The organism is Brevundimonas denitrificans, from assembly GCF_030160755.1.
In the GTDB taxonomy this organism is placed as follows: Bacteria; Pseudomonadota; Alphaproteobacteria; order Caulobacterales; family Caulobacteraceae; genus Brevundimonas; species Brevundimonas denitrificans.
In genome coordinates this window covers 1-11,845 of the sequence record NZ_BSOY01000076.1, presented here as the reverse complement: position 1 = coordinate 11,845, position 11,845 = coordinate 1, and the positions used below count along the sequence as shown (strand labels likewise).

Below are 11,845 nucleotides of genomic sequence, written 5' to 3'. Positions count from 1 at the left end.
AGACGCTGCGGGTCCCGACGGCGCCCACGGCCCGGACGTTCCGCCCGCGCAGCCCGCCAGTGCCAGGGTCGCCGCGACGACGGCGGCCGTGACGGCGCGCAGGGGCCGGGGCGGAAAGGCGATCATGGCGAACTCACTCGGAGGCGAATGCGGGAAGGCGCCGCACCTTGGCCCGCCGTCCGCGCGAACGAAACCCCCCGTCCCTCCGCGCCTGCGATGGGCCCCCGGAAAGGATCGCCGAAAACCCGCCGGACACCCTTGCCCCCCGCCCCCGCCTCCGCTAGATACCCGCCCTCGCCGTTCGCGGCCAAGCGCGCCCGTAGCTCAGCTGGATAGAGCATCAGACTACGAATCTGAGGGTCGGACGTTCGAATCGTTCCGGGCGCGCCATTTTCCTTTTACAATCCTACGGTTGGATAAACTCCGGCTCGACCGCATTCGGGCAACCGGGTGTAAGGTCACCTTCACGCGGCAGCCCTGGCGCTGAATTCCCTCGGTTATTGTTCCAAAACCCGGGCCGAGGCTCTCGACGCGCTGCATTGCGATTACGCCCGGACGGCCGAGCGGTTCTCGACCCCGGCGACTCCTGAAAGTTCGTTCCGCCACCGCCTGTCACGGCCACAGCCAAACCGCTGCGGCGGTGTAGAGGGCGATGCCGAGGGTGAGGTTGAACGGGAAGGTGATCGCGAGGGAGGCGGTGACGAACACGCCGGCGTCGGCGCTGGGGGCCGCCAGCCGCATGGCCGCGGGCACGGCGATATAGGACGCCGAACCCGCGAGAATCGTCAGGAGGGCGGCGTTGCCTGGCTCCAGTCCGGCGAGTCGCGCCAGGCCCAGGGCCACGGCCGCCGAGAGCAACGGAAAACCGAGGGCGAAACCGATGACGCCCGGCGTCAGCTTTCGTCCGCCCTCCACCAGCCGGCGGGCGGCGATGAGGCCGATATCGAGCAGGAAGAAGCACAGGGCCCCCTGGAACAGCGGTCCGACAAACAGGTCCAGACGCGCCATGCCGGCCTCGCCGGAGATCAGCCCGACCAGGAAGCTGCCGAGCAGCATCACGGAGGCGGCGCCGACGAACACCTCCCTCAGGATCATCCTGCGTCGCCCGGGCTCGCCACGGCCCGCGCCGTTCAGCAGAACCAGCGCCGTCAGGATGGCGGGGGTCTCCATGAGCGCAAGCACAGCCGCCATATAGCCGCCCGACGGGAGGCCGAGGGCGGCCAGATGCTGCTGGCCGGCGGCGAAGGTCACCACCGAAACGGACCCGTAGGTCGCCGCCAGCGCACACAGGGTCGGGCGATCAAGCCTCGGGACCCGTTTCAGGATGAGGAATGCGACCAGCGGCATGAGGGCGCTGAGGGCGATGCCGATCGCAGCCGCCGCCAGGAAATCCCCGTTGAAACCCGCAGCGCGCGCCTCCACCCCGCCTTTGAAGCCGATGCACAGCATCAGGTAGAGCGACAGGCCCTTGGCGACCGGCTCGGGAATGGCCAGGTCCGAGCGCGCGAACGCGGCCGCCGCGCCGAGGAAGAAGAACAGAATGGCCGGCGACGTCAGAAGCGCCAGGCTGGTGGAGAGGTCAGGCATGCGTCAACCGGTCCGCTGAAGGTCGGTCCGAGTGACCTCGACCGGGGCGGGCATCCAGTTTATTGACCTAATGCAGGCTATAAGGGACGCTAATGACATGGCCGATCGGCTGGTCAACCTGGACATCGACCTGCTGCGCGCCTTCGTGACGGTCGTCGAAACCGGCAGCTTCACCCGCTCCGCGGCCTTGCTGGGCCGGACCCAGCCGGCCGTCAGCCTTCAGATCCGCCGGCTCGAGGACCAGTTGCGATCCCCGCTGTTCGATCGTGGAGGCAAGGGCGTCGGTCTGACGACAGAGGGCGCCGCGCTGCTGCCGCAGGCCCGCCGGTTGTTGCGGCTGAACGACGAGATCGTGTCGACGCTGGGAGACGGGGATCTGGAGGGCGAGGTTCGGTTCGGCGCCCCCGAGGACATCGCGACCATGCATCTGCCCGGAATCCTGGGGGCGTTCGCGCGCAGCCACCCGCGCATCAAGCTGTCGGTGACCTGCGACTACACCGCCAACCTGCTCGACCAGATGTCGCGGGGCATGCTTGATCTGGCGCTGATCAAGCGCGAGCCGGTCGGGCCGGAGCTGGGCGTCCGGGTCTGGAGCGAGCCGCTGGTATGGGTGGCGCTCGACGCCTCGATCATCGAGGCGTCGCCGCTGCCGCTGATCATCGCGCCGGCGCCGGATATCTACCGGAAACGCGCCCTGGGCGCGCTCGCGGACGCGGGCGTCGCCTTTCGCGCGGCCTTCACCTCGCCCAGCCTCGCCGGACAGATGGCGGCCCTGCGCGCCGGCCTCGGCGTCGGCGTGCTTCCCGCCGCCATGGCTCCCCGTGACCTCGCCGTGCTGGGACCGCCGCTGCCGGCGCTCACCGACAGCGAGATCGCCCTGGTTTCCGCCCGGGGCGCCGGCGGGCCGGCCGGGCTGCTTGCGCAGGAGGTGTTGCGGGCGCTGGAACGCGGTCCCATCCCGGCATGACGCGCGCTTATGGGGCGCATCAGGACTTCTGATTGGCGGCAGGCGGTCGTCGCAGGCACCTTGGCTGTGCGGCCCGGGCCCCTCTGACGATCACTGTGATCGTGATGTCGGACCGCATCGGGTGCGCTCGATCACGGGTCCGGCTTGTTGTCCCCTTCGAACCGACGCCCTCGGCGTCGAGCGCTCCCCTTCAGAGAAGGAGAGGCTCCATGTCTATCGTGCTGGCGCGCCGTTTGCGGGGATTCCACGCCCTGCTGGAGATGGCGCTGAGGGACGAGCGAGCACGTCCACGCCCGGACGACCGCACCGTCGCCGGGATCAAGAAGAAGAAGCTGGTCATCAAGGACCGGCTCGCCCGCTTTGACGGTCGCCAGACGTCGTCCACGTCGCACTAGCGCCAGGAGGGCCGGCGGTCTTCCCCCCCTGCCGCCGGCCGCTCGCCCCCACCAGGAAAACGGTCTCTGCCAGGCCGGCGATACGAAGCGAGGCTCGATGCCCAAAACAAGCAAAACCCAGCGAAGACGGCTTGCGGTCGATCCGCATGAAGTCTGGACCGTGGGCGATGTCGCCCAGATGGATGCGGTCGTCGCCGCCTGCGCCCTGGTCGCCCAGGCTGACGGCTGGGTCACCGGCCAGGAACGCAAGCGGATGATCGACCGGATGAGCCAGTCGCCGAGCATCCGCTTCTTCGGACTGCATGAGGTGACCGTCGGGTTCGAGGCGCTGAACATGCGGTTTGATCGCGATCCGGACGACGGCGAGGCGGCGGCGGAAGCTGCGGTCTCCGTCCTCCGGGGTCAGCCGGGACCTTCGCACCTGCTGATCGAGACGGCGTGTTCGGTCGCGGAAGCGGACGGCGGTTTCGACGCCGAGGAACGCGAGGTCGTTCTGCGCCTCTGCCGGCTGCTGGACCTCGATCCCGCGCGCTACGACCTGATCTCCGGCGAAGGAGGGCGGCGATGAGGATCAGTCCTAACTCGACGCCGGTCGCCCAGGGCCTGGCGGTTCAGCTTACGCAGATGACATGCCGGGTGGCTGCACACCGGAGTTCGCCGACGACACGCCCCGTGGAGTCGCCGGGCGCGATCACCGACGACACGGCCGCACGCCGACCCAGCCGGCACACCTTTGACATCCGCGTCTGATCGCCGGACCAAACTGGAACCCTGACTTCATGGATTTTCTGACCCAGGACGTCCTGACCAAGCCGGTCTGGATGTGGGCGACGTTTCTGACGCTCGTCATCGTGCTTCTCGCGCTTGACCTCGGCGTCCTGCACAAGAAGCACCGCGAGATCGGCATGCGTGAGAGCCTGCTGATGTCGCTCGGCTATCTGACCCTCGGCGTCGGCTTCGGCGGGTGGGTCTGGTTCAGCCTCGGCCAGCAGGCGGGGATCGAATACCTCACCGGCTTCGTGGTCGAGAAGTCCCTTGCGATCGACAACATCTTCGTCATCGCCATGATCTTCACCTATTTCGCCATCCCGAGGCTCTACCAGCACAGGGTCCTGTTCTGGGGCATCCTGGGCGTCATCGTCCTGCGGGCCGTCATGATCGCCGGCGGCGCGGCTCTGGTGTCAGGGTTCCCGTGGGTGCTCTACCTCTTCGCCCTGTTCCTCGTCGCGACCGGGGTCAAGATGATCGCCATGTCCGGCAAGACCCATGACCTTGCCGCCAATCCCCTGCTCCGGTTCCTCAAGAAGCGGCTGCGGGTCACGGAACAGCTGCACGGCGAACGGTTCTTCGTGCGGTTGCCTCATCCCAAGACCGGTCGGGTCGCGACGTTCGCGACGCCGGTCTTCCTCGCCCTGGTCCTGATCGAGGTGGCCGACGTGATCTTCGCGGTCGATTCGGTCCCGGCGATCTTCGCGATCACGACCGACCCCTACATCATCTACACCTCGAACATCTTCGCCATCCTGGGGCTCAGGGCGCTGTATTTCGCGCTGGCGGCCATCCTGCCGCGCTTCGCCTATCTCAAATACGCGCTGGCGCTCCTGCTCATCTTCATCGGTTCGAAGATCTTCATCTCCGATTTGCTGGGCTGGGAGAAGTTTCCCGCCGACCTCTCGCTCGGGATCACTTTCGCGATCCTCGCAGGGGGGATCCTCTGGTCGGTGTGGCGCACCCGTTCGACCCCGCCCGACGCAGCGGCTCCATGACGCCGGGCCCCGACGATCCGCTGATGGCGGGCTACCGGCGCTTTCGCACATCGGTCTGGCCGGGCCAGGCGCAGCGTTACGCCCGACTCGCTCGACGGCGCCAGCAGCCGACCACCGCCGTGATCGCCTGTTCCGACGCCCGGGTGGATCCGCAGACCATCTTCGACGCCGAGCCCGGCGAGTTGTTCGTCATCCGCAATGTCGCGGGACTGGTCCCGGAGTATGCCCCCGACGGCGGGTGTCACGGCACCAGCGCGGCGCTCGAATATGCAGTGAAGATCCTCAGGGTCCGACGTATCGTCCTCCTCGGGCATGCGCGCTGTGACGGCATTCACGCGATGATCCATGGCCCGCTGCGAAACGCCCCGGATTTCCTGGGGCCGTGGGTGGACATCGCCGAGCCGGTGATGTGGCCCATGCCCGAGCAGGGCTCCGGCGAGGCGTTCGAGGCGGCGATCGAGGACGCCGTGCTCCGACAGTCGCAGGCGAACCTCAGGACCTTCCCGTGGATACTGGAGGCCGAAAAGTCCGGACATCTGGCCCTGTCGGCCTGGAAGTTCAGCATCGCCTCAGGCGAGCTGGCGGCCGTCCAGCCGGATTCATAGGCGCTGATTATTGGCCGCATGAGCACAACTCATTGGCCGGCTCCGTGGGGCGCATTCAATGTGACTGGGCGGCCCGGGCCCCTCTGACGATCACTGTGATCGTGATGTCGGACCGCATCGGGTGCGCTCGATGCCGGGGTCTGGTCCATCCCAAGTCCCCAAGCCCTGGGAAAGAGCGCACCCCTCGAGAGAGGAGAGGCTCAATGGCGGCAAGACCCAACCGGCGGCTCAGGCGATACGGCACCCTGGTGGTGCTGGGTCTGATGACCGCGCTCTCATCGTTGGTCATGGCGGTGCGGTCGGCTCGCTCCGGCCTGCGGCGCGCCCGTTGATCCCGGCGGCGGCTCCCTTTTTCCCTCGACCCTTCATCCGGACCCTGAGGCCCATCCACCCATGAGCAAGTTCGAAACGACCCTCCGCGATCGTCCCGCTGTCCGGCCCGACATGTCGGTCGACGCCGGCCTGCGCGCCTTCATGCTCGGCGTCTACAACAAGATGGGTCTCGGCCTCGTGGTTTCCGCGGGTCTGGCCTGGGCGACCGCTTCGGTGACGCCGGTCCGCGACATCCTGTTCGTCGTCGCTGACGGGCGGCTGACCGACTATACGCCGCTGGGCATGGGGCTGGCCTTCGCGCCGCTGGTTGTCCTGCTCGGCTCCGCCTTCCTGGTGCGCAGCGCCTCGCCCCGGATGGCGAGCCTGCTCTACTGGTCCGTCGTGGCGCTGATCGGCGCTTCGCTCGGCGCGACGGCGCTCCGTTACACGGGCGAGAGCCTGGCCTCGACGTTTCTGGTCACGGCCTCGGCCTTCGGCGCGCTCAGCCTCTACGGATACACGACCCGGCGGGACCTCAGCGGGATCGGGACCTTCCTGATCATGGGGGTGATCGGTCTCATCATCGCCAGCCTGGTCAACCTGTTCCTGCAATCCTCGGCACTGATGCTGGCCATCAGCGGCATCGGCGTTCTGATCTTCGCGGGCCTGACCGCCCATGACACCCAGCGTCTCAAGCTGACCTACCACCAGCTCGGCGGCGACCGGATCGCCATGGGGTCGGCCACGAGCTTCGGCGCGCTGAGCCTGTATCTCGATTTCATCAACCTGTTCCAATTCCTGCTCGTCTTCCTCGGCCAGCGCCGGTGAGCCTGCCGCAGTCCGAGCGTCCCCGGGGGCGCTTGAGGGAAGTCACAGTCACGAAACGGCTGGGTGTGGCGCCGAACTCTCCTGTCTTGAGGACCAGAAATGCCGATGCGCGATATTCTCCTTCAGATCGACAGCTATCCAGAAGCGACTCCCGCGGAGGCGATCGACCAGGCCGTGCGGTTCACAGCCGCCGTAGGCGGCGTGCTGTCTGCGCTCGTCGTCGAGGTCGATATCCAGGCGCCCAAGAACTGGCTGGCCGACCACCTGATCGGTCTCAGCCACATGGCCGCGGAAGAGGAGCGGAAGAGTCGCCGGTTCTGCGCGGAGGCGCTTGAGGCTTTCACCGCCGCGGCCGGCGAGGCCGGCGTCCTGGGTGAGGTTCTTCACGGCAAGGCGGATCTCTACGCCGTCGGGGCCTGTGTCGCCGAACGTTCGCGCACACGGGATCTCTGTATCGTGCCCGTGGCCGATCACGCCGATGGTCAGCGGGCCATCGTAGAGGCGGTCGCCTTTGGCTCCGGCCGTCCGGTTCTGAGCTTCCGTCCGGGGGTCGCCGATCTCCCTCTCGCCGGCCTCGGCTCCGTTGTGATCGCCTGGGACGGCAGCCGGACGGCGGCTCGCGCCGTGGCGGACGCCTTGCCGTTCCTGCGGATGGCCCGGGAAGTTCGGGTGCTGACTGTGATCAACGAGAAGCCTTCCGCTCGCGCTGGCCTGGGCAAGGACGCTGTGCGTCATCTTGCGGCGCACGGCGTCAACGCCATTATCGACGAGGTCGATGCGGGCGGTCGACGCATAGGGCTGGTTTTCGAGGACTATCTCGCCAAGCGTCGCCCGGACCTCTTCGTCATGGGCGCCTATGGCCAATCGCGGGCAAGAGAGTTCATTCTGGGCGGCGCCACGGAGCATATGTTGCACGACCCCAGGACGCCTCTGATGCTGTCGCACTAGGCCTGCCCGACCCTTTTCGGGGACGGCGGCCGTTCGTCAGCGACTGGTTCGGCGCCGGACAGTCACGGCGCGAGGGCGGTCGATCTGCAACCTCGACGGCCGGCAGAATCACTGCAGCCTCTGTTGCTGGCCTTCAGGTGAGGCTGGAGATTGGCGACCGCCTTGCGGCGCCTGACCACTCTCACGCCTAATCGTGGCGCAGCCAAAAATCCGCTACTTTATTGCCAATATTCGACCTGAATACGAGGAACCAATAAAGTCGGCACTCGTTGTGTATTTCACAATCTTGCGTGAACAAGACATTCATATCTTGTTAATACACAAAAATGCTAAGGTCTTTATTATTGGCGAACTGGAATTAACCCGCATCTGCGGGAGCAATTTCTCAGATCATCGCCGGCAGAATCGATCATCCAGCCTGACCTACGTGCGTGCTCCGAGCTGCGTGAGAGCCGTTACGCCCTGATACCGCGGCGTCACTTCGAGGCGGCCATGTTGAGATCGAGTCTTGTTCTAGCTGCGCTATTGGCGACTGGCCAAAACGCCTACGCCCAGCAACCGCCCGCGGCCGGGCAGCTGCAGCAAATTCCCCCCGCGGCTGTCCCCCGGAGACCCGCGCCGGACATCCGCATCGAGCGGCCCGACCCTGCAGTGGACGCCGTGGCCGAAGGGTCCAGCATCCGCGTCGATGCGTTGCGCGTGACGGGCGCGACCCTGTTTACCGAAGCGGAGCTGGTGGCCGCCGCAGACTTCACCCCGGGCCGCGACCTGACCCTGCCTGAGTTGCGCAATGCGGCGGCGCGGATCACCCGCTTTTACAATGACCGCGGCTATGTGCTGGCCCAGGCCTATCTGCCCGCCCAGGACGTGGTCGAGGGCACGGTGACCATCGCCGTGGTCGAGGGCCGTTACGGCGCGATCGAGCTGCGCAACCAGTCCGGCGTGTCAGACGCCGTGGCCGGGAGGGTTCTGAGCGGCCTGAACGCCGGCGCCCCGGTGGCGATCGCGCCGCTCGAACGCCGCCTGCTGCTGCTGTCGGACATCCCCGGCGTCGCCGTCCATTCGACCCTGTCGCCGGGCGCGGAGGTCGGCTCTTCGGATCTGACGGTCGATCTCACCCGCGCGCCACGGATTTTCGGCAGCCTCGAGGCCGACAACGCCGGCAATCGCTATACCGGCGCCTACCGGTTCGGCGGGTCGGTGAATTTCGCCAACCTGACCGGCATCGGCGACCTGATCAGCTTGCGCCTGCTCGCCTCGACAGAGGGCCTGGCCTACGGGCGGGCCGCCTGGCAGGCGCCGCTTGGCGACGCCACGGTCGGCGTCGCCTACACGCATATGCAGTACGACCTCGGCCGCGAGTTCGAGGTCCTCGACGCCGGCGGCACGGCCGACATCTTCAGCGTCTTCGCCAGCTATCCCCTGATCCGCTCGCGGAACGCCAACCTCTACGCCCTGGCCAGTTACGACGCCAAATTCCTCAGCGATGAGATCGGCCTCGTCTCCCAGGTATCCGACAAGGAAATCCGGGCGCTGACCGTGGGCCTGCGCGGCGATTCCCGCGACGGGTTCGGCGGCGGAGGCTGGAACGCCGCCTCATGGTCCTGGACGTCCGGCGAGCTCGACATCGAAAGCCCGCTCGAGCGCGCCGCCGACGCGGTCACCGCGCGTTCCCAGGGCGGCTTCAACAAGCTGCAGTACGCCGTCTCCAGACTGCAGGCCGTCAGCGGTCCGCTGTCGCTCTACGGTTCGCTTCGCGGCCAGATGGCCACGGACAATCTCGACGCCTCCGAAAAGATGGAGCTGGGCGGCGCCTATGCGGTGCGGGCCTATCCGGAAGGCGAGGCCTATGGCGACGAAGGCTATGTCGCGACGGTCGAGGCCCGACTCGCGCTGGGCCAGTGGACCTCATCCCTGCCGGGCCGGTTCCAGCTCATCGGCTTTGTCGACGCCGGCGAGGTCGACTTCTCCCATGACCCCTGGTTCACCGGATCCAATCACGCCCGACGCAGCGGCGTCGGCGCCGGCGTGGTCTGGTCCGGGCCGGACGATCTGCTCGTTCGTGTGACCTACGCCCACCGGCTCGGCGACCAGATCGCCACCTCCGGGCCCGATGACAGCGGCCGCGTGTGGTTCCAGATCGTCAAGCTGTTCTGATGACCGCCCCCGCCGCCTTTCCCGCCACACCGCTCGAGACAAGGACGTTCTGATGACCGGACTCCCACACCAGATCGGCGGCGCCCAGAAGCGGGGCAGCGTCGTGCGCGCCCGCCGGAACGCCCTGTCCGCCTCGACCGCCCTGGCGGGCCTCGTCGTGGCCGGACTCGCCGCGTCCCTGTCTTTCGGAGGAACGGCCCAGGCCCAGACCCTTCCGACCGGCGGATCGGTCACCACCGGCGGGGCGACCATCGCCACCGGCCCCGGAACCATGACGATCAACCAGTCGACGCAGAACGTGGCGATCAACTGGCAGACCTTCTCCATCGGCCAGGGCGGCAGCGTCGTCTTCGTCCAGCCGAACAGCAGCTCGGTCGCCCTGAACCGGGTGCTGGGTCCCGACGCATCCGCGATCTTCGGCAGCCTGACTTCCAACGGCCAGGTGTTCCTGATCAACCCGAACGGCGTGCTCTTCGCTCCGGGCTCGCAGGTCAACGTCGGCGGACTGGTCGCCTCCACCCTGGACATGACCGACGCCGACTTCATGGCCGGCGACTATCGCTTCACCGGATCCGGATCCGGCGTCGTGCTCAACCAGGGCTCCATTGTCGCGAACGGCGGCTATGTGGCGCTGCTGGGCGGCAGCGTCAGCAACGAGGGTCTGATCCAGGCCAATCTCGGCACGATCGTCCTCGCCGCCGGAGAGGCGGTGACGCTCGACGTCGCCGGGGACGGACTGCTCAATGTGGTCGTCGATCGGGGCGCGGCCAACGCCCTGGTCCAGAACGGCGGCATGATGCAGGCCGACGGCGGGCGGGTGGTGATGACGGCCCAGGGCGCGGGCGAGCTGCTCCGCACGGTGGTGAACAACACCGGCGTGATCCAGGCCCGCACGATCGGCGAGCGAAACGGCGTGATCCTGCTGCTCGGCGACATGTCGAGCGGCGTGCTGAACGTGGGCGGCGTCCTTGACGCCAGCGCGCCCGACGGCGGCGACGGCGGCTTCATCGAAACCTCGGCGGGGACCGTGAACATCGCCTCGGGAACCCGCATCACAACGGATGCGCCGCATGGCGACACCGGCACCTGGCTGATCGATCCGGCGGACTTCACCGTCGGCGCCGGCGGCAATATTTCCGGAGCCACCCTGTCCGCACAGCTGGTGACCACCAATGTCGTGATCAGCACCCTGACCGGCCCCGGCGCCAGTCAGCCCGGCAACGGCGACATTCACATCAACGACGCGATCGCCTGGACCGCATCGTCCAACCCGACGACCCTGACGCTGAACGCCCACCGGGACATCAACATCAACGCCGCGATCACGGCCACCAATGGCAATCTCGTCGCCTGTTGCGGCCGGGACGTGAACGTCAACGCGCCCATCACCACGGTCAACGGCAGCGTCCTGCTGGAGGCCGGCCGCAATGTGAACGTCTACCATGCGATCACCACGACCGACGGCAACATCGCCCTGTGCGCGGGGCATGACGTTCATATCGATGCGGCCATCACCCTGACCCGGGGCAGCACCATCGTCGGCCAGAGTCTCGGCCTGCCCGTCGGCCTGACCCTGATCGCCGGGGCGGACGGCACCGGTCCGGGCGTGAACGGCGGAACCATCGTGTTCAGCCCGCTGGCCCCGCGGGTCACGGTCACCAACGCCCCGGTGACCATCAACTACAATCCGGTCTCCTACACCACGCCGACGGACTTCTCGACCCGGTTCACCCTGACGGAAGGCGCGACCCTGACCCAGCGCATGCTGCTGTTTCCCGACGGCAGCCGGGTCGCCGACGGGACGACGGCGACCATCCTGACCGGGTTCAGGACCACGGCGACCTCGGGCCTCCCCTCCGGGGTCACCCTGGTGGCCCTGCCCGGCGCCACCGCGACGTTCGATTCGGCGACGGCGGGCGCCGACGTCGGCATCACCTACAGCGGCTACACCCTCGCGGGCGCCAACGCCCACCTGTACGCCCTGGCCGGATCCTGCTGCGTATCCACCTTCCGGACACGCGGGACGATCGGCGCCGCGCCGCCGCCGCCTCCGCCGCCGCCGCCTCCTCCTCCTCCTCCTCCTCCTCCTCCTCCGCCGCCGCCGCCGCCGCCGCCGCCGCCGCCGCCGCCGCCGCCGCCTCCGCCGCCGCCGACCACGCCCCCGCCGGTCGCGCCGCCCTTCCGGCCCTATCCGACCGTGACCTATCCGACAGTGACCCCGACGCCGGGCCTCGATCTGGTGGTCGTCGACTCCGGCGTGCGAATGCCGGCGTATGAAAC

Annotated in this window: 11 protein-coding genes and 1 tRNA gene; 11 read left to right on the top strand and 1 reads right to left on the bottom strand. The window is 67.8% G+C overall.

What is annotated here, in order from left to right; genetic code table 11:
* The first annotated feature begins 313 nt into the window (after positions 1-313).
* Positions 314-390 (top strand) — tRNA-Arg (locus QQJ79_RS13325).
* Positions 391-612: 222 nt separating this feature from the next.
* On the opposite strand, the gene QQJ79_RS13320 is transcribed toward QQJ79_RS13325, so the two are convergent.
* Positions 613-1,587 (bottom strand): sodium-dependent bicarbonate transport family permease, encoded by a 975-nt coding sequence (locus tag QQJ79_RS13320; RefSeq protein WP_284223408.1) that lies wholly within the window; start codon positions 1,585-1,587, stop codon positions 613-615.
* A 97-nt stretch (positions 1,588-1,684) separates the two neighbouring features.
* Here QQJ79_RS13320 and QQJ79_RS13315 point away from each other — a divergent pair, with 97 nt between their 5' ends.
* The 10 genes from QQJ79_RS13315 to QQJ79_RS13270 all read left to right on the top strand — a co-directional run.
* Positions 1,685-2,554 carry a LysR substrate-binding domain-containing protein gene (locus QQJ79_RS13315; protein WP_284223407.1) on the top strand — a complete coding sequence of 290 codons (870 nt, stop codon included), beginning with the start codon at positions 1,685-1,687 and terminating at the stop codon, positions 2,552-2,554.
* A 209-nt stretch (positions 2,555-2,763) separates the two neighbouring features.
* Entirely contained in the window at positions 2,764-2,949 is a 186-nt protein-coding gene (locus QQJ79_RS13310; RefSeq protein ID WP_284223406.1) for a YdcH family protein, read from the top strand.
* Positions 2,950-3,046: 97 nt separating this feature from the next.
* Complete coding sequence (locus QQJ79_RS13305; RefSeq protein ID WP_284223405.1) at positions 3,047-3,517, top strand: TerB family tellurite resistance protein; 471 nt, start codon at positions 3,047-3,049, stop codon at positions 3,515-3,517.
* A gap of 211 nt (positions 3,518-3,728) precedes the next feature.
* Positions 3,729-4,715 carry a TerC family protein gene (locus QQJ79_RS13300; protein ID WP_284223404.1) on the top strand — a complete coding sequence of 329 codons (987 nt, stop codon included), beginning with the start codon at positions 3,729-3,731 and terminating at the stop codon, positions 4,713-4,715.
* The gene (locus QQJ79_RS13295; RefSeq protein ID WP_284223403.1) at positions 4,712-5,320 is read left to right on the top strand and encodes a carbonic anhydrase; all 609 of its coding nucleotides are present in this window, start codon (positions 4,712-4,714) and stop codon (positions 5,318-5,320) included. Before QQJ79_RS13300 ends, QQJ79_RS13295 begins: the two co-directional genes overlap by 4 nt.
* 203 nt (positions 5,321-5,523) lie before the next feature.
* Positions 5,524-5,652, top strand: a complete 129-nt coding sequence (locus QQJ79_RS13290) for a hypothetical protein (protein ID WP_284223402.1) — start codon at positions 5,524-5,526, stop codon at positions 5,650-5,652.
* Positions 5,653-5,713: 61 nt separating this feature from the next.
* A complete protein-coding gene (locus QQJ79_RS13285) occupies positions 5,714-6,460 on the top strand; it encodes a Bax inhibitor-1/YccA family protein (protein ID WP_284223401.1) in 747 nt (248 codons plus the stop codon).
* Positions 6,461-6,565: 105 nt separating this feature from the next.
* Positions 6,566-7,408, top strand: coding sequence for a universal stress protein (locus QQJ79_RS13280; RefSeq protein WP_284223400.1), 843 nt, complete (start codon positions 6,566-6,568; stop codon positions 7,406-7,408).
* A gap of 525 nt (positions 7,409-7,933) precedes the next feature.
* Complete coding sequence (locus QQJ79_RS13275) at positions 7,934-9,565, top strand: ShlB/FhaC/HecB family hemolysin secretion/activation protein (RefSeq protein WP_284223399.1); 1,632 nt, start codon at positions 7,934-7,936, stop codon at positions 9,563-9,565.
* Between the two features lie 52 nt (positions 9,566-9,617).
* The coding region (locus QQJ79_RS13270) for a two-partner secretion domain-containing protein (protein WP_284223398.1) at positions 9,618-11,845 on the top strand (2,228 nt) is incomplete at its 3' end.